Annotated in this window: 21 protein-coding genes; 12 read left to right on the top strand and 9 right to left on the bottom strand. The window is 54.7% G+C overall.

The features are described 5' to 3' along the window. Window positions 1-38 precede the first annotated feature (38 nt). Window positions 39-449, bottom strand: a complete 411-nt coding sequence (locus tag ACKGJP_RS10855; protein WP_409345667.1) for an Rrf2 family transcriptional regulator — start codon at window positions 447-449, stop codon at window positions 39-41. A gap of 306 nt (window positions 450-755) precedes the next feature. Between ACKGJP_RS10855 and ACKGJP_RS10860 the strand changes: the two genes are divergently transcribed. Both ACKGJP_RS10860 and ACKGJP_RS10865 read left to right on the top strand, forming a co-directional pair. Then, window positions 756-1676 carry a prenyltransferase gene (locus ACKGJP_RS10860; RefSeq protein ID WP_409345668.1) on the top strand — a complete coding sequence of 307 codons (921 nt, stop codon included), beginning with the start codon at window positions 756-758 and terminating at the stop codon, window positions 1674-1676. Window positions 1677-1710: 34 nt separating this feature from the next. Next, complete coding sequence (locus ACKGJP_RS10865; protein ID WP_409345669.1) at window positions 1711-2457, top strand: DUF6081 family protein; 747 nt, start codon at window positions 1711-1713, stop codon at window positions 2455-2457. A gap of 118 nt (window positions 2458-2575) precedes the next feature. Here ACKGJP_RS10865 and murI read toward each other — a convergent pair whose 3' ends face one another. From murI to ACKGJP_RS10895, 6 genes are all read right to left on the bottom strand, one after another. Continuing rightward, window positions 2576-3352, bottom strand: coding sequence for a glutamate racemase (gene murI, locus ACKGJP_RS10870; protein ID WP_409345670.1), 777 nt, complete (start codon window positions 3350-3352; stop codon window positions 2576-2578). A 146-nt stretch (window positions 3353-3498) separates the two neighbouring features. Beyond that, window positions 3499-4491, bottom strand: coding sequence for an ATP-binding cassette domain-containing protein (locus ACKGJP_RS10875; protein WP_409345671.1), 993 nt, complete (start codon window positions 4489-4491; stop codon window positions 3499-3501). Beyond that, window positions 4488-5009 (bottom strand): NUDIX domain-containing protein, encoded by a 522-nt coding sequence (locus ACKGJP_RS10880; protein WP_409345672.1) that lies wholly within the window; start codon window positions 5007-5009, stop codon window positions 4488-4490. Before ACKGJP_RS10880 ends, ACKGJP_RS10875 begins: the two co-directional genes overlap by 4 nt. A 21-nt stretch (window positions 5010-5030) precedes the next feature. Beyond that, window positions 5031-5822 (bottom strand): ABC transporter permease, encoded by a 792-nt coding sequence (locus tag ACKGJP_RS10885; protein ID WP_409345673.1) that lies wholly within the window; start codon window positions 5820-5822, stop codon window positions 5031-5033. Then, on the bottom strand, window positions 5819-6604 hold the full coding sequence (locus ACKGJP_RS10890; RefSeq protein ID WP_409345674.1) for an ABC transporter permease: 786 nt from the start codon (window positions 6602-6604) through the stop codon (window positions 5819-5821). The genes ACKGJP_RS10885 and ACKGJP_RS10890 overlap by 4 nt, the downstream gene beginning before the upstream one ends. Before the next feature lie 30 nt (window positions 6605-6634). Continuing rightward, a complete protein-coding gene (locus ACKGJP_RS10895) occupies window positions 6635-7411 on the bottom strand; it encodes an ABC transporter permease (protein WP_409345675.1) in 777 nt (258 codons plus the stop codon). A 545-nt stretch (window positions 7412-7956) separates the two neighbouring features. Here ACKGJP_RS10895 and ACKGJP_RS10900 point away from each other — a divergent pair. The 3 genes from ACKGJP_RS10900 (at window position 7957) to ACKGJP_RS10910 (ending at window position 11226) form a co-directional block, all read left to right on the top strand. Further along, window positions 7957-9438 (top strand): CapA family protein, encoded by a 1482-nt coding sequence (locus ACKGJP_RS10900; protein WP_409345676.1) that lies wholly within the window; start codon window positions 7957-7959, stop codon window positions 9436-9438. A gap of 380 nt (window positions 9439-9818) precedes the next feature. Then, window positions 9819-10505 (top strand): polysaccharide deacetylase family protein, encoded by a 687-nt coding sequence (locus ACKGJP_RS10905; protein ID WP_409345677.1) that lies wholly within the window; start codon window positions 9819-9821, stop codon window positions 10503-10505. Window positions 10506-10593: 88 nt separating this feature from the next. Further along, window positions 10594-11226 carry a fumarylacetoacetate hydrolase family protein gene (locus tag ACKGJP_RS10910; RefSeq protein ID WP_409345678.1) on the top strand — a complete coding sequence of 211 codons (633 nt, stop codon included), beginning with the start codon at window positions 10594-10596 and terminating at the stop codon, window positions 11224-11226. A gap of 543 nt (window positions 11227-11769) precedes the next feature. Here ACKGJP_RS10910 and ACKGJP_RS10915 read toward each other — a convergent pair. After that, window positions 11770-12942, bottom strand: coding sequence for an HD domain-containing phosphohydrolase (locus tag ACKGJP_RS10915; protein ID WP_409345679.1), 1173 nt, complete (start codon window positions 12940-12942; stop codon window positions 11770-11772). A gap of 202 nt (window positions 12943-13144) precedes the next feature. Between ACKGJP_RS10915 and ACKGJP_RS10920 the strand changes: the two genes are divergently transcribed. The 5 genes from ACKGJP_RS10920 to ACKGJP_RS10940 are packed head-to-tail and all read left to right on the top strand — an operon-like array spanning window position 13145 to window position 18485. Then, window positions 13145-14779 carry a spore germination protein gene (locus ACKGJP_RS10920; protein WP_409345680.1) on the top strand — a complete coding sequence of 545 codons (1635 nt, stop codon included), beginning with the start codon at window positions 13145-13147 and terminating at the stop codon, window positions 14777-14779. Then, window positions 14776-15984 (top strand): Ger(x)C family spore germination protein, encoded by a 1209-nt coding sequence (locus ACKGJP_RS10925; RefSeq protein WP_409345681.1) that lies wholly within the window; start codon window positions 14776-14778, stop codon window positions 15982-15984. Before ACKGJP_RS10920 ends, ACKGJP_RS10925 begins: the two co-directional genes overlap by 4 nt. A 6-nt stretch (window positions 15985-15990) precedes the next feature. Further along, on the top strand, window positions 15991-16230 hold the full coding sequence (locus ACKGJP_RS10930; protein WP_409345682.1) for a hypothetical protein: 240 nt from the start codon (window positions 15991-15993) through the stop codon (window positions 16228-16230). Between the two features lie 15 nt (window positions 16231-16245). Further along, window positions 16246-17373 carry an endospore germination permease gene (locus ACKGJP_RS10935; protein ID WP_409345683.1) on the top strand — a complete coding sequence of 376 codons (1128 nt, stop codon included), beginning with the start codon at window positions 16246-16248 and terminating at the stop codon, window positions 17371-17373. After that, window positions 17358-18485: an endospore germination permease gene (locus ACKGJP_RS10940; RefSeq protein WP_409345684.1), complete on the top strand. Its 1128-nt coding sequence runs from the start codon at window positions 17358-17360 to the stop codon at window positions 18483-18485. Before ACKGJP_RS10935 ends, ACKGJP_RS10940 begins: the two co-directional genes overlap by 16 nt. A gap of 163 nt (window positions 18486-18648) precedes the next feature. On the opposite strand, the gene ACKGJP_RS10945 is transcribed toward ACKGJP_RS10940, so the two are convergent. After that, the gene (locus ACKGJP_RS10945; RefSeq protein WP_409345685.1) at window positions 18649-21120 is read right to left on the bottom strand and encodes a beta-propeller domain-containing protein; all 2472 of its coding nucleotides are present in this window, start codon (window positions 21118-21120) and stop codon (window positions 18649-18651) included. 194 nt (window positions 21121-21314) lie between these two features. Between ACKGJP_RS10945 and ACKGJP_RS10950 the strand changes: the two genes are divergently transcribed. Together ACKGJP_RS10950 and ACKGJP_RS10955 are read left to right on the top strand one after the other, a co-directional pair. Further along, entirely contained in the window at window positions 21315-22955 is a 1641-nt protein-coding gene (locus ACKGJP_RS10950) for a spore germination protein (protein ID WP_409345686.1), read from the top strand. Between the two features lie 9 nt (window positions 22956-22964). Then, entirely contained in the window at window positions 22965-24062 is a 1098-nt protein-coding gene (locus ACKGJP_RS10955; protein WP_409345687.1) for a GerAB/ArcD/ProY family transporter, read from the top strand. Window positions 24063-24108: the final 46 nt, after the last annotated feature.

Genomic DNA, 24108 nt, shown 5'->3' on the forward strand with positions numbered 1-24108 from the left:
CGAATTGGTTACATCTGTGGGGTGAAAAAACCTCTTTTTCAGGAAAAGAGGCGACTCAGAATGTCTTGTACCGATGTAGCGGCCAGCTGGTCTTCCATTGCTTTGCGGGCGTCGTCGAATACGTTGTCGAGCGCGGACTGGATGTTTTTGCCTACCGGACAAGCCGGATTGGGCTGCTCATGAATGGCAAACAGTTCATCCTTCGGCTGAACGGCCCGGTACACCTCAAGCAGGGAAATATCGCTTGGCGCTCTCGTAAGTTCGGCTCCCGGAACCCCGACTTGCGTTCGGAGCAATCCTGCTTGCTTTAGCATGCCCGTGATCCGTCTTATGACGACGGGATTCGTATTGACGCTGCCTGCAATCCATTCGGATGTTGCCACATCGCGTGGATTGGAAGCAAGTAACGAAAGAATATGAATGGCCACGGCAAGACGACTATTCATCATGGTCTTTCACCACCTATGTAACCATCATAGTTACATCCTGCGTTTTTGTCAAACGGCTATTTTTACATGCTGCGGAATCGGTTAGGCAAGTCGCTTAACTAGTATGTGCGGAGCGGAGGTTGTTATCCGGACTGTCTTCAAATCCTGCATTTGCAATCCGCTCCCAACGTTTGAAGGTTTTTTCTGTTTACAAGATTAGCAGGCAGTCATATAATTGTTATGACAATGAAATGACTAGGCCATTTGTCGATGATGTATGTGATAGAAATCACAAAGTTGGCAGACGTTGAAAGGAAGAAAGCGAAAATGGGGAAAGTAAGCTTATTCATGCGCTTATCCAGATTTCGAGTCATACCGGTTATGGTCATTCCCGTATTGATCGGAGCGGCTGGAGCTTATGCGTGGAACGGCGTGTTTCATCCGCTGCTGTTCTTATTGACGCTTATCGGAGCGGGAGCGGCGCATTTATTTTCCAATATGATTAACGATTTATGGGATTTTCGGAACGGCGTCGACGTAGCGGCCAAAGAAACGGCATCGACGATATCGACCAATTCGGGTTTTCTGGCCAAGGGAACGATCGAGGAACGGACGTTTGCGGCGCTTACTTGGCTGCTTTTTGCCGTCGCTGTCGTATGCGGTGCGCTTCTCGCTTGGTTCAGCGGGCCGGCTGTTCTTGCTTATGCGGGACTCGGCGGGCTGTTTGCCTTTTTCTATGTGGCTCCGCCCGTTAAATACGGCTACCGGGGCAAAGGCTACAGCGAGATTGCCATTGTCCTTTCGTTCGGCGTTCTGCCGGTGGTCGGAAGCTATATCGTCCAAACGTCCGTCTACGACTGGAAGGCGCTGCTTGCCTCTCTACCGATCGGTCTGTTAACGACGCTTATCCTATTTAATCATCATTTCCTTCATTGGCAGTCGGACAAGGCTTCCGGCAAAAAGACGCTCGTCGTGGTATGGGGAGAAAGCAAAGCGATCCGGTTTTCGAAGGTTTTGCTCGTTTTGGCGCACCTTTCGCTTGTTGTGGCTGCGGTCAGCGGAGCGCTGCCTTATTATGCCCTGATTGGGCTGCTTACCGCCATCCCTTTTGTTAAAGTGTACGGAAGCTTGAAGGACCATAACCCGTCGGAAGCTTATTTGCCGTTGATGGGCGCGTCTCTCAAATCTACGATGCGCTGCGGGCTTGTCATTGTTTTATCGCTTCTTTTGCAAGGAATCTTGGCCTAACGAAACTACGAGCAACCGAGAGGAGAAGGGGAACATGGAAAAATCACCGGCAGCTGAAAAAACGGTCACACTGGGAGACTTTCATACGATTTTGTCGGAAGGGGAAGTGTGGAATATCGGCGGCTTCAAGCTGCAGGACGGGTCGTTCTGGCAATACCGCGAGCCGAATGCAGTCGTCATCGTACGCAATGGCATCCTGTATGTACGGGCGCCGATCAGCCGGAAGCACGACCAGGTTCAAATTCTCGATAACGCCAAGCATATGTATTACTCCGCACAGCCGGTTGAAGTGCCAGAAGAAGGCGAAATCAGCTTTGAGCTGAACATTCGCGCACGGAGTCAAAATACGGCGCCGAACGATTTGTACGACGGCTATGTATCGCTAAATCTGCTTGACTTCTCGACCGGCGGCGCACTCGATTTCTTCGTCGGCAACGATAAGTACGCAAGCGTGTATGCGGTCCTGCCTTTCCCTGGCGTGAACGTGCCGGAGACGGATAAGACGCGTTACTTCTGCATTTTTAAAGAGGAGCAGAATTTCGCGGCGCGCGAATTCAACAATTACAAGATTACGTATAACCGTGCGGCGGACGAAATCGTATTCTATGTCAACGGTCAAGAAGTGCGGCGCGAGCAGGGCGTGCCGGTCAAGTTCAACCGCTTCACGGTGGCGCTCGGCATCATGACCGAGAAGGATTTGACCCCGCAAGGCAGCGTGTCCGTTCATGGCCAAACGGTTATCGGCGAGTGGTCGCCGGTGACGATTACGGTGAAGGAATAGCGAGAACGAGACGAAGAAAAACCGCCGGAGGCTTTAGCTCCAGCGGTTTTTTTCATGCAAAGTTACATAGCCTTGAAGGGTTTACGGCAAGTATGGAAGACCAAGACGCCCCGCCGGCTTACCCTTGCATTTCTGCAAACAAGGCAAGCGCTCGCTCCATTTTAACCGCATATTCCTCGCTCATGCTCGAGCTTCGAAACGTGACTTCGGCGCTCCCCGCACCGTCCAGCAGAGAACGGCTGCTTAAGATGTCGATAAGCCGGTTCACGGTTCCCGTACTGCCGTCAATAATCCGGATATGTCCGGGGACGTGCTGCTGAAGCAGCTTCTTGTAGAATGGAAAATGCGTACAGCCGAGGACGATCGTTCCGTATTCCTCCAATCGGTAAGGCGCGAGTACACCGGCGAAATAGTCGCCGATTACGTTCGCATCGAACTGCAGCTTCTCGCAAAACGCGACCAGCCCGGGAAGCGGAAGCGAGTCCACGATGCTCATATCGTCGATCCGGCTGACCAGCTCGTTATATTTGGTTTCCCTTAAAGTAAGCGACGTGGCGAATACCAGCACGCGTTTGCCGTTCAGACGGTTCATTTCCACAGCGGGCTTCACGGCCGGCTCCATCCCGACGATGGGAATATCGTACCGGTTTCGAAGCTCCGAAATGACGATGCTCGTTGCCGTATTGCAGGCGATGACGAGTGCTTTTACATCCTCTTCCATTATTTGTTTGACGGATTGCTCGATGCAAGCTTTTACCTCTTGCTTCGTTTTGGTACCGTAAGGTACGTTCAACGTATCCGCAAAATAAATGAAATCCTCGCGGGGAAGCCGTTTTCTGGCTTCGTCAAGCACGGACAATCCGCCTAATCCAGAATCGAAAAAAGCAATTTTCATAATGTCCCCTTACCTTTGCGACGTTCTCGATACGTATCCGATCTCCTTTTTTAGTATAATCGAACGCTTCCCCTTATTTCCATTACAAAAATAACCTGATCCGGCATGATGCCGTATCAGGTTATTTGCGAATTGCGCTGCAATCATCAGTAGATCCGGTGGATGACTTCCTCGAAGTCGGGTTCCTCCATATGCACGTCGTCGACCTCGCCCCACTGGTTTAACATGCGCAGGACGTCCATGGCCGTCGTTTCCTGGCGGTTGCAATGAATCGTCAAGCTATCCCTGCTCTGCTCTTCGATCGTAAAAGGCAGCTTGATCGCATCGCCGTTCGCGTTCGCCGCATCCGCAGGTATCTGCAGCGCTCCCCGGTACGTGACGCGGATAACGGAAGGCAGGCCGATCCGCTCGCGCAGCTCGGGAATGGTGCCGTCATAGGCAAGCTCGCCGCGGTTAATGACGATAACGCGCTCGCACAGCTGCTCGATATCGTCCATATCGTGGGTGGTGAGCAGAATCGTTTTGCCGAAATCGCGGTTCAGCGATTTGAGAAAGCCGCGGATGTTCTTCTTGGCGATAACGTCGAGACCGATCGTCGGTTCGTCGAGAAAAAGAATGTCCGGATTATGCAGCATCGCGGCGGCCAAGTCGGCCCGCATCCGCTGGCCGAGCGAGAGCTTGCGCACTGGCGTCGACAGGAATTCGTCCAGACCGAGCAGCTCGCGCATCATCCCGAGCTGGCGTTCCTTGCGCTCGGGCTCGATGCGGTACATGGCCGCTAGGATGTCATAGGAATCCTTCACCGGCAAGTCCCACCACAGCTGGCAGCGCTGGCCGAATACGACGCCCAGATGGCGGACGACATGGCGGCGGTGCTTTTGCGGGCTCCGCCCGTGAATGAGCACTTCACCGGACGAAGGGTGGAGGATGCCGGTCAGCATTTTGATCGTCGTCGATTTGCCTGCGCCGTTCGGGCCGATATAGCCGACAAAGTCGCCTTTCTCGACGCGGAAGCTGACGCCTTGAACCGCCGTTTTCTCCTTGTATTCCCTCGAAAAAAGGCTGCGGACGCCGCTGAACGCGCCTTCCTTGACGACGGGAATCCGAAACGTTTTGCGGATGTCGCGAACGTCGATCATCGTGACGCCTCCCTTTGCAGCGAGTCCGGCTTCCCGGCCTGCGGAAAGTAAGGTTCGAGGGCGTGATCCTCGATCAGTCCGAAAGCCCGTATGCCGGAAGCATACTCCATCAGCTGTTTTTTGATATTCGGAAAAAGCAGGATCGGATCGAGCTCGTTCAGCGGAATCCATTTGACTCCGGATTGCATCGGATCGGGCTGGTCCGGCAGCCTCGGCGCGCCGCCGTTCGCAAGGCTGCATTCAAAAATCAAGTTTAAACTATGGGGAGCATCCGGATAATCGCCGGATTGCCGGTGCGGCGCGCATTCGTAGACGAATGCTAGCGGTCCGACTTCAACGTCCGCAGCAAGCTCCTCGCGCGCTTCCCGCTTAACCGCTTCGATGACGGTTTCGCCGGGTTCGGCGCCGCCTCCGGGCAGGTTGTAATGGACGCCTTCTTCGTCCGTATACTCGCACAACAGGATCGAGCCATCCCGGATAATTAAGGCGGTCGGTCTTATTCGAATATGATATGGCATGATAACATCCCTCCGTTATGATTAGCTTCCCGTGCTTTGATAACGCGATAATCCGAGCCGCCAGAAGCGCATGCCCGCGTAGAGAAAAACAGCGGCGAAAACCAGTGTAGCGGCCAAAATCCATGGACCGAGCTCTCCCCGCAAAATAAACAGCGCCGGCAAATAATTCGCAAACCCGACCGGAACGGCCGTCAGCAGCATCGCTTGCAGCCACTTGGGATACAGGACAAGCGGGTATTGCGCTGCGGTACGGGAAGCGTCCTCCGTAATGTTCTGCAGCTCGCGGACGCGTGTAATCCAGAACCCGGCGGTTGCGGAGAACAAGCCGATCGTAAACAGGATGACGGCGCCGGTGACGATCACGAGCAAGGTTTGCGGAATCGCCAGCCAGCCGATTTGCCCGCTTGCCAACATGCCTGACATGCATATCGCCAGCACGGTCGTGCCTTGCACGACTTCTCCGATAAGGAAGGTGACGTTCTGCGTCATAAGCGCGAGCAGTATCGGCACCGGTCTGATCAGCAGCTGGTCGAGATCGCCGGAAACGAGATATTTTTCGATATGATGGACGTCGGAGGCGAGGATTCGGTAGATCGAACGCGAAAGCGTCAGCACCCCGTACAAAAAGCCGATCTCATTCAGGCTCCAGCCTTTGATTTGACCGAACTTGAGCAGGATGATGGCAATCAGCAGAAAATCCATAATGCTCACGACCGCGGCCATCAAACTGGAAAACACAAAATTAAACTTGTATTGCATTCGGCTTCGAATGCTTGCTTTGACAAGCAGGAAATATAGCCGTATCGTGCTCATCCTCCCTGCACCTCCAATTTGCCGCGCACGATCCGGGTCGCCAAGAGGCAGCACAGCGTCAGGAAAACGCACCACAGCAAAGCGCCGAAGAGCGCGCCGCCTTGCTCGTAGCCCAAATACATGCGTGTCGGATGATACTGCAAATACGGATAAAAAGAGGCTGCGCTGATCCGCTGCAGCCAGACGGGGAGCCATTCGATCGGGATCAAGTATCCCGAGAAGAGCATCGCCAGCGCCGTGTTTACCCAAACCAGCCAATTCGATTCCGTCGTCCAAAGGGCGCTGATTCCGATCAAATACTGGATGCAGATCGCGATGTAGGCGGCCAGCGCCAGTCCGGCGAACGTAAGGAGCCAGACCATAGGATCGGTAGGAACCGGCAGTGCGAACATGAAAGCGTACAGGATATAAATCGGCGCCGATTTATAAAGCAGCCGATAGGCGATTTGCCCCCATTCCCGGCTCATGGCGATATAGAACAGATGAACGGGCCGCATCAGATCGAGCGAGATTTGGCCGGTCCGGACGCTGGGAATGATGCCGAGTCCGTTCGTCATGAATACCGTGAGCCATAGGCAAACTTGATTGAAGGCGACGTAATGGATCATGCCTTGCTCGCCGTAGCCGCCAAGCTGATGATCAGAGCCGATGCCGACCCAGACGGATACGTAAATAAAGCCGAAAATCGCGCTGGCCACCGTGTTGATCGCATGCGTGCCCCGATACTGCAGGTTTTGGGCGTAAGATTTGCTCGCGAGAACGGAAAAAATGGAATCTTTCATCGTTGTCTGGGTTCCCTGAACAGGAACCTTTCAACCTCCTTGGATTTCGATTTTGCGGCGAACGGCGGCCGTAGCCGCCAAGCAGACGCACGTGAGCGCGGCGCACCACAGGAAGGCGGCCGGCAGCGACGACAGCTGCTCCCTTTCCAGGAAAATGCGTGTCGGGTGGTATTGCACGTATGGATAAGGCGTCAGGTATGTAAGCGCGCGAAGCCAGCCCGGCAGCCATTCGAGCGGAATGAAGAAGCCGGAAAGCAAGGTAAACACGGCAAAATTAAGCCATCCTAGCCAGCGCGATTCGGTTGTCCAGACGGCAGCTAGTCCGATCAAATAGTTGATGGCGATCATCACGTAAGCGGCAAGCGCCAGCGCGACTGCCGTCCATAGATAAGTGGAAGCGCTCTCCGGCAGACGAAGCGAAACGGTGAAGAAATAAATGACGAGAATCGGAATCGTTTTGTATAGAAATTGGTAGGCGATCATCCCCCATTCTCTGCACATAAGCGAAACGTACAGATGAACCGGCCGTGTCAACTCGACGGCTAATTGTCCGGTTCTGACGCTTTGTTCGAGGCCGAGACCCCCGCTCATCCCGTTGACGACCCAAAGCGCGGCCTGGTTGAAGGCGATGTAACTGACGATGCCTGCCGTTCCGTAAGCGCCAAGCGAGTTGGAATCGCCGATGCCGATCCAGATGGAAGCGTAAATGTACCCGATGATTGCGCTTGCGATCGTTTTCATCGTGTGGGCGCCGCGATACTGCAGGTTTTGCAGGTACGCCTTGCGCGCCAGCACCCAAAAAAGCATGTAGCACCTCCGATTTCGTATGCGGTTGTCGTCGTGCCTGTCGTGCCTTAAAGCATTAGGAATACAAGTGAAATGTCGGTTCGTGCGGAAAGTGTTTCTGTAAAGCGATGCGTAGAGGAACCGTTGCGCCGTGTCCCGGCGGAGCGTGCCGGATGCAGCTGGACGCAGGTGTTGCGAAGTGTGGGAAAGCTTGTTCCCGATCCTCAAACGTACTCGTTTGAAGAGAGTGAGTTTTGATTATAGCAATTGCCGGGAGGCGAGGCAATGCAGGGTTGAAGGAATATTCGATTATAACGATTCTTTCCGGCAGCTTTGGGACCGATTCATTGCGATTCTATTCAAGATTACTTCCATTCTAGGTAAAATGGGAAGGAAGCCGGATCCCTATATGGTCGGATGCTGTAAACGGAAGGGGCATTTGCCCCCGTCATGTAGTATAATGGAAACGGTTTTGTATCAATATGACATTTTTGAGTATGGAAAAGCAATCGGCTCCGGGCGATAGGCGCCGGAGTCTTGTATTTTGCAATGGGGGGAACCGAGTTATGAATCGTTCGCGATCGGATGATCATACCGTAAACAAGAAGCGCAACGACCGGAAGCAGCAAAGGAAATGGACGGCTATAGGAATCGGCGTTCTGCTTGTGCTGCTGCTCTTCGTCATGTGGCAGCTGGTGCCTGAAAGCGAGCGGCCTGCCAAGGGGACGAATGCGTCGGCAAACGGAACGCCTCTCCCCGGTATTACGCCGTCTCCTAGAGCTACGGCTTCCCCCGCGCCGAGCGGAACCGGCGACCCGGCGGGAGCGAAGCCGGGGCCAGGCAATGAGACAGGGTCCCCGCCGCCGGCGGATTCGGGGGAACGCGTGACGCTGACATTCGTCGGCGACGTCATCATGGCGGAGACCGTGGAATCGGCCATGAAGCAGCACGGCTACGACTATCCGTTCAAGCAGGTTAAGCCCTACTTGGAACGGGCCGACGTGACCATCGCCAATCTGGAGACGCCGGTTACGGAGCGCGGAACGAAGCAGGACAAGGAATATGCCTACCAATCGACGCCTAAGGCGATGCCTGCGTTCAAGGATTCCGGCATCGACATCGTCAATCTGGCAAACAACCATTCGCTCGATATGGGCGTCGAGGGGCTGATCGAGACGTTCGATCATTTGGCGAAGCACGGCATAGAGCGCTTCGGAGCCGGACGCAACCGCGCCGAAGCGTATAGTCCCGTCATCGTGGAGAAGAAAGGAATCAAAATCGCCTTTCTCGGCTTCACCCGCGTATATCCGAACTCCGCTTGGTTTGCAGGCGAAAAAACGCCCGGACTGGCTTCCATGTACGATTTCGCTTTGCCTCTCGCGGTAGAGGCGATTGAAGCGGCCCGCAAGAAAGCCGATCTGGTCGTAGTCGTCGCTCACTGGGGCGTAGAACGGCAAGATTTGCCGGAGGCCTACCAGCGTCAAGCGGCCAAAGCGTATATCGATGCCGGAGCGGATCTGATCGTAGGCGGCCATCCGCATGTCTTGCAGGGCTTCGAAACGTATAAGGACAAGTGGATCGTATACAGTCTCGGCAATTTCATCTTCACGACGAACGATGTGGCCAAAACGTGGGAGACGATCATTCTAGAGGCTTCTTGCACGAAGGAGCGGCAGTGCGAGGTGAAGGCCGTTCCGGTGCTGACCAAGTGGGCGCAGCCGGTGCCGCTTGAAGGGGAAGCGGGGGCAGCGCTGCTGCAGCGTCTGTCGTCGATCTCGTACGGCGCAAAAGTCGGTGCCGACGGGCAGGTAAAGGCAGCACCTGGCGCACCTACTCCTCTCATTCCGCCGAAGCCTAGCGCCAAACCGACTTCGAGCTCGACTCCGAAGCCGACGGCTAAGCCTTCGCCGGCAGCGACGCCCAAGCAGCCGGGCAAGCAGTCTCCGGCAGCGACGCCGACGCCGAAGCAGACGCCGAAATCCACGCCAAAACCGACTCAGAAGGCGCCGGCTTCGCCGGCCAAAGCAAGCGGAAGCGGTTCGGAATAACAGAAAAAGGAACTAATACCACAATCTCATAAGCCCATACTAACCACACCATGGATCAAGGAGAGTCAGCGATGAGAAAGACAGCTGGTGCCGCTTGTCGGTTGAGGGTTGGTGTGGGCGTTTTTGTGTTCGTTTTATTTTTCTTATCCGGTTGCCGAAACCTCCCCGACGTTACCGCTCCCTCGGTCTCCCCAACGGTGAAGGAAACCGTTTGGGATCGCATAGGGAGGGCGGAGCAGGAGATGAAGGGACCCCAAATGATTTTCGGGCCTCTGTTGTCAGCAGAAGACTCAAGGGCAAACCGAGATGAAAAACAGCGCGATCGAACCGACGAAAGCAATCTGTTTCAAGTGAAACGAGAAAGTAAGCGTGAGGCTGATATGCAGGAGGTTTCGCCAAGCCGAAAGAGTACGGAGCCGCGGCGCGGGGCGGAAGGAAAGATAGCGTATTTGACCTTCGACGACGGTCCTTCCGTCCAAACGGATCGTATTTTGGGCATATTGCGGCAGTATGGCGTGAAAGCCACGTTCTTCGTCATCGGCAGCCGTTCCCGGGAGAGCATTCGCGCTTACAAGGCTATTGCGGCGGAAGGCCATGCACTCGGCAATCATTCGTATTCGCACGATTACCGTAATGTATATCGGTCGGTGGAGGCTTACAAGAAGGATACGGAGAAATTGAACGATCTGCTTGAGGAGACGGTCGGCTTCCGCAGCGATTTGATTCGTTTTCCCGGCGGCTCGAACAATCGGTTGTCGCGCAGAGCGGGGGGAGAGCGGATTATGGAGCGTCTAGCCTCCGAAATGACGAAGTGCGGCTACCGGTATTTTGACTGGAACGTCAGCTCGACGGATGCGGCGCTTTCGGTGCAAAAACGATCGGATATCGTAAGCGCGGTGTTGGGGGGAAGCCGAGGGAAGCGGCAAATCATCGTGTTGATGCACGATATGGCTATAAAAACGACGACCGTCGAAGCGCTTCCCGAAGTGATCTCGGGCTTGCGGGAGCAGGGGTATGAATTTGACGTTCTGAGCCGTTCGTCGTTCAATTTTCGCTTTCTTCGTTGAAGCTGCCGACAGCCGGCTTCGAGCGGCGGGTGGTAGGCTGCAGCGAAATAACGTATAATGCGAGTGAAACGTTTTGGAGGTGCGAATAGTGAAAGAGACGATACGAAACGTGTTTTGCGTCGGCAGAAATTATCGCGAGCACGCCGCCGAGTTAGGCAATGCCGTACCCGATGCGCCGATGCTGTTTATGAAGCCGGTACATGCCTTGACGGCGATGGACGGCAGCGAGATTGCGCTTCCCGGCAATCGGGGCGACATTCATTATGAAGCGGAGCTCGTGCTGCACGTCGGACGTCCGTATGAGCGCGGCATCGGAGTGGACGAGCTTGTCGACAAATATGCGCTCGGTCTCGACCTGACGCTGCGCGACGTGCAAAGCGAGCTGAAGAAAAAAGGGCAGCCGTGGCTGGCGGCCAAAGGCTTTTTGGGCTCCGCGCCGATCGGTTCGTTCCGGCCGTTTCCAGGAGCGGCCGAGCTGGGGCGGCAGTTGTTTACGCTCAGCAAGAACGGAACGGAAGTACAACGGGGCTGCACGACCGACATGATCTTCGACCTGCAGACGATCGTCGACTTCTGTGCGGCGCATTACGGGCTCGGTACGGGCGATCTGATCTACACGGGAACGCCTGCAGGCGTAGGCGCAATAGCGGACGGCGACCGTTTCACGCTGCGCATGGGGGAAGAAGCGGCCGGGGAATGCGTCATTCGGCTGCAGGGATAAAAAAGCCGGACCTATGTCAGGCCCGGCTTCATTGTAATGCGGCTGGAGAATAATATCCAGCTGGGGTAGGGCGGGCCGCAATGCGGCCCGTTTTTTTTGCTGCGCGTTCCAGAAGCAGACCCGCGCGTCGTCTACCTCGCCCAACCGAGCGATTTCTCCCGCTTTCCCGCCGAATAAGAGCCTCTAGCGTCGTCTAATCCGCTATTTTCCCGCATATTCACGAAAATAGGAGTCTCCAGCGTCGTCTAAATCGCCCAACCGAGCGATTTCTCGCGATTCCCCGCCGAATAAGAGCCTTTGGCGTCGTCTAATCCGCTATTTTCCCGCATATTCACGAAAATAGGAGTCTCCAGCGTCGTCTAAATCGCCCAACCGAGCAATTTCTCGCGATTCCCCGCCGAATAAGAGCCTTTGGCGTCGTCTAATCCGCCATTTTCCCGCATATTCGCGAAAATAGGAGTCTCCAGCGTCGTCTAAATCGCCCAACCGAGCGATTTCTCCCGCTTTCCCGCCGGCCAAAACCGCCGATGCCGCCGGTACTCCTTACTGCTGCTCGTCCCGGAATTCGTCCCGCACCTTCAAAATTTGCGGGAGCTGCTCCATAAACACGTCGACCAGCCGAGGATCGAAATGTTGGCCGCGCTCTTCCGCGAGCAGTTGGAGAATACGATCGAGCTCCCAGGCTTTTTTGTACACCCGGTCGCTGGCCAGGGCGTCGAACACGTCTGCGATAGCCGTAATCCGGCCGTAAACATGGATTTCTTCCTGTTTGAGCCCTTGCGGGTAACCTTTGCCGTTCCACTTCTCATGATGCTGATGCGCAACGATCGCCGCGGTTTTCATGATATGCCGCTTGGAGTTTCTGAGCAGGTTGTAGCCGATCTCGGTATGGGCCTGTATGAGCTTGAATTCTTCCTCGGTCAGCTTGCCCGGCTTCATCAGGATGGAATCGGGGATGGCTACCTTGCCGATATCGTGCATAGGGGATGCCATTTTCAGCAGCTCGGCTTCTTCCTCGTTCATGCCGAGCCCGATCGCCAGCAGATAGGAATATTCGGCCACGCGTTTGACGTGATTGCCGGTTTCCTTGGAACGGCTTTCGCCAATTTCGCCCATCGCAAAAATAATTTCCCGCTGCGTCGCCTCGATTTCCTCGTGCAGCATGACCGATTCGAGCGATTTTCCGGCATAAGATGCGGCCAGCGTCAGGTGAGTCAAATCGATATCGGAAAACGTCCCGCTTGCCGTCAGCTTATTCACCGCTTGATAAGCGCCGATGATCTCGCCGTCATTGTTCCGAAAAGGAACGACGAGCAGCGCTTTCGTCCGGTAACCGGTTTCGCGGTCAGTGGAGAGCGCTCCTTTTTCAAGCACATTCTTAAATTCTTCGTTAAGGTAGGCATCGTCAATAAAAATAGGCGTACCCGTAGCGATGGAATGGCCAACCAGCCCGGCCCCCAGCGGGATGCGTATGCCTTTGACGCCGTGCGCTACCGTCGTGTAAAGCGCTTGACCTACGGAATCGACCAGCCAGACGCTGCATCGGTCGGCGAGAATCATCTCTCTTCCCATGTTGGCCATCAACAGCAGAACGCGGTCGAGGTGGCGCTCGCTAGCGATTTTGGCAATGTAGTCGAAAATGACGCGAAGCATCTCTTCCGGCTGCAGGTCGTCTTTGTGTAAGGATGGCTCCAATTCATGATGTGCCGCTGCCAAACCGTTTCCCCTCTTTCGTCCCAATCCGTCTTTAAACAGCATATTCGACTTTTTGTGTCGGATTTCCTGCCTTACTTGCAAAAAATTGCCCGGTTCCCGAGGTACTTCTCCCGTTCGCAGGCCGATCCGCATAATTGTTCCTTTGGCGTTAAACAATACCAAATACGGAGCAAACGGATATTCCGGGAAGGAGATGCAAGTTATGGCTTTTTTTCGGCAAAAGCAAAATGCGCGTTCTTCGGCCGGCTCCAAGGAGACGGGGCAAAAGTCCGGCGGGAAATCCAAGGATCCGCTTTCGAACGAGCTTGACGTGAATGTCGATAAAGTAAAAGCAAGCTTGGGCGAAAGCACCGATCTTGCCGTCAGGGAAATACAGATCGGAGCAAACGGATTTCTGCGCGCAGTCCTTCTGTTTACGGAGGGCTTGGCTGACGCCTCCGCGATCAGCCGGTTTATGGAAGCGATTATGATTCAAGGATCCGAAACGAATCTGTCGGAAGCGTCTCAGAAGAACGATGCGATTCTGAAGCATTTGGAGAAACGCGTGCTCACCCAAGGCGGTATCCAGCATGTCGACAATTTCGATACGCTGTTCGATTCCGTCGTTTCCGGCGACACGGTGCTGCTGCTGGAAGGGATGGATAAGGGGCTGGTCATTTGCACGAAGGGCTGGGAGGACCGGAGCGTTCAAGAAAACCAGGTGCAGATGGTCGTACGCGGGCCTCATGAAGCGTTTACGGAAAACATACGGACGAATACGGCATTAATACGCCGCCGCATCCGCGACAGAAAGCTGTGGCTGAAAACCTTCTCGATCGGGCGCGTAACCAAAACGGATGTCGCGATCATGTATATCAAAGGAACCGTCGACGACAAAATCGTCGAGGAAGTGGAGAAGCGGCTGAACAGCATAGACACGGATTCGATACTCGAGAGCGGCAATATCGAGGAATGGATCCAGGATAAAACGTTTACGCCGTTTCCGACCGTATTCAACACGGAACGGCCCGATACCGTGGCAGGCAATCTGCTGGAAGGAAGAGTGGCCATACTGGTCGACGGGACGCCGGTCGTTCTGCTCGTGCCCGTCGTGTTCCTGCAATTTCTGCAATCCCCGGAGGATTACTATCAACGTTCCGATTTCGGCATCATTCGTATGCTTCGGCTGCTCTCGCTGTTTATTTCGCTCAACGCGCCCGCCATGTTCATCGCGATCACGACGTTTCATCAGGAAATGCTGCCGACGACACTGATGGTCAGCATAGCGGCCCAGCGGGAAGGCGTTCCGTTTCCGGCGGCGGTGGAAGCCTTCCTGATGGAAGGCTTGTTCGAAATATTGCGGGAAGCCGGCATCCGCATGCCGCGAGCGATCGGTTCGGCGATCTCGATCGTAGGCGCTCTCGTGCTTGGCGAAGCGGCGGTTCAAGCCGGGCTGGTCTCGCCGGCTATGGTTATCGTAGTCTCCATAACGGCGATCACTTCCTTTGTCTTTCCGTCCTTCTCCGTCTCCATACCGATTCGGATCCTGAGGTTTTTCCTGATGGGACTTGCGGCCAGCTTCGGGTTGTACGGGATGTTTGTCGGCGTTATCGGGATCATGCTGCATATGTGCAGCCTTCGTTCCTTCGGCATACCGTACATGGCGCCTTCGGCACCGATGATACTGGACGACCAGAAGGACTCGCTGATCCGTGTGCCGTCATGGATGATGAAGAAGCGTCCCAAACTCATCGGGGCGAACAATCCCATACGTCTCGACAATGCGATGAATGCCGCCGGCAACTGGGACGAGGTGTCAGGGAGCAAGCTCGCTGCCAAGGAGGAGGATAAACGATGAAGCGGATAACCGCGCCGGTTGCCGTTCTTATCCTGCTTTCCTTGCTGATGACAGGCTGCTGGAGCCGCAGGGAACTGAACGATTTGTCGATCGTGACGGGGATCGGCATCGACAAGGACGGCGAACATTATTTGCTTTCCGTACAGATCGTCAACCCGGGACAAGTGACGGGGAGGGGCGCGAGCAGCGGTACCGCTTCCGTAACCACCTATAAGATCACGTCCGCCACGATGTATGAAGGCGTCCGTCGGCTGACGACGGTAACGCCGCGGAAGCTGTATTTTCCGCATGTTCGGGTTATCGTCGTCAGCGAAGAGGTGGCGAAGGATGGGGTGCGCGATGTGCTGGATTTGTTTTTCCGCGATCATGAAATGCGGCCCGACTTTTACATGGTGCTGACGAAGGGCACGAGAGCTTTGGACGTACTCAGCTTTTTCAGCCCGTTAGAGAAATTTCCGACTATGGCCATCAACCGAATTATGGAGACGTCCGACAAAAATTGGGCGCCGACGATCAGCGTACGGCTCGATCAATTTATTTCCGACCTGTTGACCGAAGGGAAGGAGCCGGTCGTCACCAGTATCCGTGTGAACGGCGATATCGAGAAGGGCGAAACCGAGGACAATTTGAAAAAAATTCAACCCTATGCGACGCTCCAGCTATCCTCCAAAGGCGTCTTCAAAGCGGACAAGCTGATCGGCTGGCTGACGGAGGAGGAAAGCAAGGGATACAACTATTTGACCAATCATGTCACGACTACCGTGGATTCATTCGCCTGCGGAAAGAACGGTTCGTTCGATATCAATTTCGTTCGTACCCGCACCCGGATGGAGGCGGTAATGCGGAACGGGAAGCCGGAAATCGACGTCCGTACGTTCACGGAAGGAAATGTCGGGGAAGTGCAGTGCCAACTCGATTTAACCGATCCGGAAACGATTGCGAGGCTGGAGAAGCTCACGGAGCAAGCGCTCGCCAAGTCGGTCGAAACGACCGTAAAGCAGGTCCAGGAGCGGTTTAAAGTCGACATTTACGGCTTCGGTAAAGCGATTCATCACAAATATCCCGCCTACTGGAATAAGGTCCGGGGAGAGTGGGACCGGGAATTCGAGACGATAAAGGTGAACCCCACCTTTCGGGTAGAAATCCGGCGCAGCGGCAAGGTGAGCAATTCGTTCTCGGAAAAAATGAAGGAAGTGGAAAGGTGATGCCCCGTGTTTCTCTGGCCCATTGCAAGCATCGTGCTCATTACGGCGGCCATTATCGCGATTGAACTGCCGTATATGCGGCGAAACAACATGAAACGCGAGCTCGTCGTTTTCTCCATTTTGTTGGCGGCAGGTTTCGGTTTAAGCTTGACGGAAGCGCTCGAAATCACTATTCCGAATCCGCTCGATTGGATGACGTACGTCTTCCGGCCATACAGCGATTTGGTGTACGGCTCACTGAAATGAAACGAGGGATGCTTGGTGTTGTTTAGCCAGGAACGGATAAGCGTCAGACAATTTACGATCATAGCGCTGCTGTTCATGATGGGCGACAGCATGCTTTACGTATCGGGCCTTATTGCGGCGGATGCGGGCAGAGATGCGTGGCTGCCTGCATTCATCGGAGTCGGGGAAGCGGCACTGTTAGCCTTTTTATACAGCAGACTGGGCAAAAAAGCATCGGGACAAGCGATTACGGAACAAGCCGTTACGCTTCTCGGTCCGCTCTTCGGCAGGGCGGTGGCGATACTCATCCTCGCGTTCATTTTCATCGATACGGCTATCGTGCTAATGGAGATCGGAGACTTTCTGGAAACGCAATTTATGCAAAATACGCCCATACAATTCATTCTCGCCCTGTTTGTGGCGGTTATCATATTCGGTACGCGATACGGCATCGGGACGCTTGCGAGGGTCATGGAGCTGCTGCTTCCGTGGTTTCTGATCCTGTTCGTGCTGCTTCTGGCATTGGTCGCCCCGCAGATCGAATTCGGGAACTTTTATCCCATGCTCAGCAAAGGCACGCTGCCGCTAGTCAAAGGAAACCTCAACATACTTTCGAACATCCAGGAAACATTTGTTTTGCTGATGGTTTTTCCATTCGTCCGTAATCCGGCGCAGGCGGCTAACGGTTATATAATCGGACTTACGGCGGGCTGTATCTTGCTCGTTTTTTTTGTCATCATGGCCATCGTCGTGCTTGGGCCCGAATTGATCGTCCTTTACACGTATCCGAGCTACGTGCTTGCCCAAAAAATTGCAGTAGGCAAATTTCTGGAGCGATTGGAAGCGATCATGGCGGGACTCTGGTTCATCACCATCTATGTGAAAGCGACGATCAGCTTTTATGCGGTTTCCATCGGCTTGGCCGGGTTATGCCGGCTGCGCGATTACAGGATGCTGACATTTCCGCTCGGCATGATCCTCGTCATTACGGGACTTGTCATCATTCCGAGCCGCACCTACTTCGATCATTTCATCAAGCACGCTTGGTTCCCGATCACCTTTCTGTTCGGGGTTCTCTTGCCGGTCAGCTTCTTAATCGTTGCGGCGCTGCGCAAAACGAAAAACAACCCTCGAAAGGAGACACGCGGATGGACGGGAAAATAAGCGCCAGACAGTTTATGATCGTCGCTCTTTTGTTCACGGTCGGCGATGCGATTCTGTATTCGCCCTCCTGGATTGCGAATGATGCGGGCCAGGATGCTTGGATCGGGGCCATGGCCGGTTTTGCAGAAGCGCTCCTGCTGGGGCTGTTATTCACAAGCCTAGCTAAGCGGTTTCCGGGAACGGGGATTACGGCGATGTGTGAAACCGTGCTTGGCAGGTGGGTGGGGGCCGCTGCCGCGCTGGCGTATATCGTGTTCTTTTTTCTCGACGCTTCGCTGATGCAAATGGAGGTCGGGGATTTCGTCACGACGCAGGCGATGCCCGACACGCCGATTCAGTTCATTCTCGTTACGTTCGGCGCCATTGCTCTGCTCGCAAGCCGTTATGGCATCGAGACGTTTGTCCGCGTATCGGAGCTTATCTTTCCGTGGTTTTTGCTCTTGATCGTTATTCTTGTAGGCTTCACGGTTCCGCAGTTTCAGTTTGAGAATATGCAGCCGGTTTTCGAAAAAGGCATGAAGCCGATCGTTTCCGGCAATCTGAGACTGCTTGGCAACTTTGGAGAAACGGTCATTCTCATGATGCTGGTTCCCCATGTATCCCGTCTGCAGGGAGCGGTTAAAGCGTACTATATGGCTCTGATATTCGGGATGGTGTCGATTGTGGTCGTCACGCTTGCCTGTATTCTCGTTATCGGAACCGATATCATGGTCCTTCTGCAGTATCCGAGCTACGTGCTTGCGCAAAAGATCAACATCGGCAGGTTTTTCGAACGATTCGAAGCCATCATGGCCGTGATCTGGTTCATTACGATGTACATGAAAATAGGGGTTTGCTTCTACGCGACGGTTTCGGGCTTAAAGCTGCTGCTCCGTCTGAAGGACGGCAGACCGTTAACGTTTCCGCTCGGTATGATCGGCGTCATTCTTGGACTGGTTATGGTGCCGAACCGGTCGTATTTCGACAAATTCGCTACGGAAATTTGGATGCCGTATACCTCTGTTTTTTTCTTGTGGATCCCGTTATTGCTGCTTATCGTGGCCATACTTCGTAAAAAGCGGGGGAAGGTCGTTAGTCAGGGGAGCGGAAAAGATGGCGGAAACGCCCGGTGACCTTTAGAAACGGCGTCATGCAATCTCTCCAAACGTATGCCGGATCGAGGCTTTCCGGCCTTCGACGCTCTCCGGCGCCTGCTGGGAGACGCGGGTGCCAAAGCATGAAGAAACAGCCTGGAGACGGCTTCCCCGTCTGCAGGCTGTTGGATTCATTTATCCGTTACGGGATGGCGAGCCGTCCCGTTTCCTTCATATTCCCGATAGCGTTGGCGCGGATTTCGCTTTGGGACAACGTATACAGCTGATCGCCGATCGTGACGATCCGCTCGATGTTCCGGCTGCTGCCGTACCATGCGCTGCCCGCTTTCAGCCTGTCGTCCTCGGACAGGTGGGTAATTTCTCCCTTCAGCCGAAAGCCGTTGGCGAGGTCGACATTGTAAATATAGGCGCCCTGGAACGCAAATTGGCCGTAAGCCGGAATGCCCTTGCCCTCCGCCTGCTGCTTCGCAGCCTTCATGACGCTTATCGGGAAAGCCAGCAGGTTTTTCTCCTTGGAGAACAACAGCGCTTTATGATTGCGCAGCAGCTCCGAATCGGTCCCGCGGTCGCCGATAATTTCTTTGAACAGCTCGATCGGGCGGGAGACGTCGCTGACGTCGAACATCGCGATCTTCATCCCTTGATAATAGGCGCTCGAGCCGGTTCCGCTCGGGCTGCTAAGCTCAACGGTATCCTTGCCGAAGCCGATTAGATGCGTTTCGTCGTACGGATGCAAGTAGTCGCTGTAGCCTGGAATTTTTAAGGCGCCAAGCACGGCCGGCGACTGCGGATTGTGCAGATCGATCACGAATAAAGGATCGACGTTCTTGAAGGTAACCATATAAGCGCGGCCGCCCATGAATCGAACCGAGTAAATTCGTTCTCCCGGCGCGACGCCCTCCAGCTTGCCGACGACGTTCATCGACTCGTCAAGCACATAGACATTGTTTTTGGACGTTTGCTCGTCTGTCCGCCACATATCGCCTTTGGTGGTTGCGATGCGGAAGTAACCGCCGTATTCGTCCATCGAAAACTGGTTGAGCGCGTACCCCGGCACTTCGCCCTTGGAAACGATCCGCACCTGTCCTTGATCCAACAAAAATTTATAAACAACGCTCGTTTGGTCGCTCTGTACGGCCGGCATTTTTATCTTGGCCGGCGGCATGACGAGAACGCTAGATTCCGACGGTGCGACGGTTACCGTCCCCGAGCTCCCTTCCGAGAAACGGGCGGCTGCGGAGCCTGCGTCCGTTTGAATCGAATTGTTCTCCGATGGCCTCAGAACGGGATCAGGCATCATCGTGACCTTCGATTGCGTGACGTATAGGCTGGTTAACGATGCATAAACGTTATCTCCGGCTCCCAGATACGCGGTAACATTGGCGGCACTTTCCGGTTTATCGAGGCGAACTCCGGCAATGACCATGTAGCTGGAGTAGGCGCTCTCCGGCATATACCGGATTTTATCGGCGCCGATTGGAACAAAGTCGGCGGATACGGCCGAATCGCGGAATGCAGGCGTTTGCAGCTGCGCGGCTCCGCCTGCAAGCGTCGTGTATGCCGCATGCCGATTGGCGAGCAAGTAGAGGCTCGAGCCGATTTTGCGCGATGCGATATAGCTGCCCTCAAGCTCCACCTCGCGAACTTTACGGACGTCCTCTTTGCTGCTTATATCGAAAATAACGGCCTTGGTCGCATAGGTCACGCGCGGAGGAAGGATGGCGATGCCGCTTGTGCCGTCTGGCTGCTTCTGAACGCTTTCATAGCCGCCGTAGCTCGCGCTGCCGATGACGACAAGGGTATCGCCGTCGACATACAGCTCATTCGGACGGAAGTCCTTGCCTTCGAAGGCGACGATGCTCGCCACTTTCATTTCGCCGGCCGGATTCGCCTTGGCGATGACGATCCGCTGGCGGTTGACCTGATACAGGTAGTCGCCGTCGGATTTGACGATGTCGGCCTCGTCGACGCCCTCCACCTGAACGTTCGTCGCCGAGTAGTCGGCTTTAGTCTTCTCGGCTGACGCTCCCGCCGGTGACGGGATGGCGTTGGGCGCAGCCGGCGCCATCGTCTTCGCTTCCGTAGTACTCGTTACCGCCACCATCGAATCTTTCCCGCTGTCCGAGCGAATGCGGTTCCCGGCGCCCGCGGTCAGCAGTTCGAGCAGCTTCTCTGGCGTTCCGACCGCGGGAAGAATGCGGTCCTCGCCGTCGATGGCGATCGTTTTGCTCAAGCCGTCCCATTTGACGACCGTACCGAACGATTCGCCGAAAAAACGGAGCGGCACCATCGTCGTGTCGTCGATCAGCAGAGGAGCCGTATCGAACGCCACCGGCTCGCCGTTCCGATAGCCGGTTTTATTGCCGATGCTCATTTCGATCTTTACGCCGTCCTTCGCGGCTACGGCGGTTCTCGATCCGTCCAGCCACTCCACTTTCGCACCCAGTGCCTCAGCAATGCCGCGCAGCGGCACCATCGTCGTGTTTCCTACCAGCGTCGCCGGCGTTCCGAGGCGGAGCTCGCTGCCGTTCAGAACGACGCGGTAATGATCCGCATAGTCCGCGCTGCTGCCTGCGGCGGCCGGAACGGACGGGGAAGCGGTGCCGAACGATAAAACCGCAATCATCGCGCCGACAATTATTTTTTTGTTCATGCTTCCACAAACCTCCATGTTTACCATATCGTTTCGTACTACCCTCTCAAACGACGCGCCAATTCGAAATGTTGCAAGCGCTCTATGCAATCGGGAGAGTAAATTATTCGCCTTTGGAAAACCTAAGCATACTCTGGAGAGCACTGGGCAAAATGCCAGATTGCGGTTTTGCCGGAGCGAAGGGGGGAATGGGGATGGGCTTCAAAAAGTGGTTGCGGCCGCTGCTTCTAGGCCGTACGGGAGGCGAAAGCCTCGGACGTACGCTGCTGAAGGAGAGCGGCTTTAACGGCGCGGGAGAAACGGGTGAGATGGGCAAAACGGAGTCGGACGGCGTTGAGTCGAAAATGGGGGACGCGATCGGCAAGCCGGCTTACTTGGCCGCGAACGAACCGCAGAAGCAGCCGGAGCGGACAATCCATCTCGTACCGGTCGAGAAGATTTGCGAGGCGTTCCGCGATATGGACGACGTCATCATGCAGCAGCATGTTATCCAGCAAGAGCCGCTGACGGTCTTTTATATGAACTCGCTCGTGCAGGGAGCGAATTTTCAGCGGTGGGTGTTCGATCCTCTTAAAAGGTTTACGGACGAGCCCATAGAAAACCGGATATCGAGTGCCGATAAGGTGGCGCCGGACGATCTGGACGCGATGGTGGCGGCGGTTCTGACCGGGCATTCGCTGCTTGTTTTCCCGGGACTCGGCCTCTATTTGAAAGCCCAAACGTATGAGGTTCAGGAGCGGGCGATAACCGTCTCGGAGAATGAGTCGACGATCATGGGACCGCAGGATTCGTTTACGGAGACGATGGAAACGAATATGTCGCTGATCAAAAGAAGGCTGTGCAGCCCCCATCTGAAAACGAGAAGCTTTATGCTCGGAACCGATGCCAGAACGTCTGTGAATATTTTATATATGGATAATTTCGCTAAGAGGGAAAATGTCGACCGGCTTATCCGGCAAATCGAAGGGATGAAAGTAAACGGTCTAGTCTCGATGGCGAAGATCAGGCAATTGCTGGAGTCGTCCCCTTTCTCCCTCTTTCCGCAATACGGCTTGAGCGTTCGTCCCGATTTGACGGTATCCGCGCTCATGAACGGAAAGCTCGTCATTCTTACAGACGGGGATCCCGAAGCGACGGTATGTCCGGTCTCGTTCTTCGAGCTGTTCGTGAGCCAGGACGATTCGTATGCGCGGTATATGACGGTTACTCTCTTGCGCGTCTTGCGCTTCGGCGGATTCTTTCTGACCATATTCTTATCTTCGCTGTACGTGTCGGTGCTGACGTATCACCCGGAAATGCTGCCGCCTCCGCTCTTGACCCTGCTCTCCGAATCGCGCACGAAGGTGCCGTTCCCGCCGGTCATCGAGGTATTGATCATCGAGGTCATTATCGACATCTTAAGGGAAGCGGGGACCCGGATGCCGACCAAAATCGGTCAAACGATCGGTATCGTAGGCGGTATCGTCATCGGTACGGCGGCCGTTCAAGCGGGGCTCGCCAGCAACATACTGATCGTTATCGTCGCCACGTCGGCGCTGCTCTCCTTTCTACCTTCCAACTATGCGATGAGCAGCACGAGCCGCGTCCTGCGGTATTTATACATTTTTGCGGCGGGCTTGATGGGCTTGTACGGCCAATTTCTCGTGTTCGCTTGGATGATGGCGCATTTATCGAATCTGACATCGCTCGGTACGCCGTTCTTTTCGCCTATTCCGCGCAAATGGTCGGACTGGACGAACTTTATTTTTCGAATGCCTTATCAGTACATGACCGAGCGCATGTGGGCGGCCAAAGAGCGGTCCGCAGAAGAACAAAAGCCCGAAGGAAGGGGGTAGGCAGGGCGGATGGATCAAGGAAACATCAAATCGCTGAATAAGTACCATGTCGTTTTTTTGATCCAGAACGTCATGACCGGAATCGGCCTGCTCTCCATGCCGCACGGTCTTGCCGCTATGGGCTACGATTCCTGGTGGATGCCGCTCCTCATGGCGGCCGTAGTCCAGGCGACGATTGTACCGATGATTTGGCTGTGCCGCACCTATCCGGAGGATTCGCTCTACGACATCAACCGCAAACTGCTGGGCAAGTGGCTCGGCAGCGTCGTCAACATCGGGATTATTCTATATGCGCTCACCATCGTCTGCCCGATCATCGAGACCTATTCGCGGATCGTGCAGGCGATCAGCTTTCCGAACCGCAGCATATTGATTCCGGTTATCTTGTTTCTGGCAGTAGCTCTTTATATCGCCGGCGGCGGCATTAAGCTGGTCGCCCGTTTCTGTATCGTCAGCTTCGTCTTGACGTTCTGGATCGTGTATTACCTGCAATGGGCCGTATCGAAGGGCACTTATACGCACCTGCTGCCAATCTTTCAGACGAATATTTCCGAGATGTCGCAAGCGTTCTTTCATACATTCTCGTCTCTGTACGGGTATGAGCTGCTGCTGCTCTATTTTCCTTTTATCCAGAACCAGAAGAAGGCGTGGAAGCATTTGACGATCGGGCTGTGGTTGGGATCCTTTTTCTATGCCTTGGTCTGTTTTGTCAGCGTCATCTATTTCTCGGTCTGGCAGCTGGAAAATATCCGGTATCCCGTACTGTTTCTGTTCAAATCGGTCGAGCTGACGTTTATCGAGCGGATCGAAAATGTTGGGCTTTCCCTGTGGCTCTTCCTCATTTTGTCGACAGCTGCCTGTTATTTGTGGGCGGCCTGCAAAGGAATTGACGGGCTGCTCGGCTCGCATCGCCGCATACACTTGCTAGGCTGCGGACTTTTTTGTTTTTTGATCATGTTCGCTACTTCCGGTTTGGATACGCTGCAAAAATGGCTATACACGAGCATGCCGTTTATTGTAGGCTGGTGCATCATTTTACTCCCGCTGCCTCTTATGGCGATTCACGGCTTGCGCCGCCGGTTCGGCAAAACGGGGGGAGCCGTATGATCGAAAACCGGTATGAGGGGTTTTATCCAAAAAAGATACGGAGGCA

The sequence above is a fragment of the Paenibacillus litoralis genome, assembly GCF_046244365.1.
GTDB lineage: Bacteria > Bacillota > Bacilli > Paenibacillales > NBRC-103111 > Paenibacillus_V.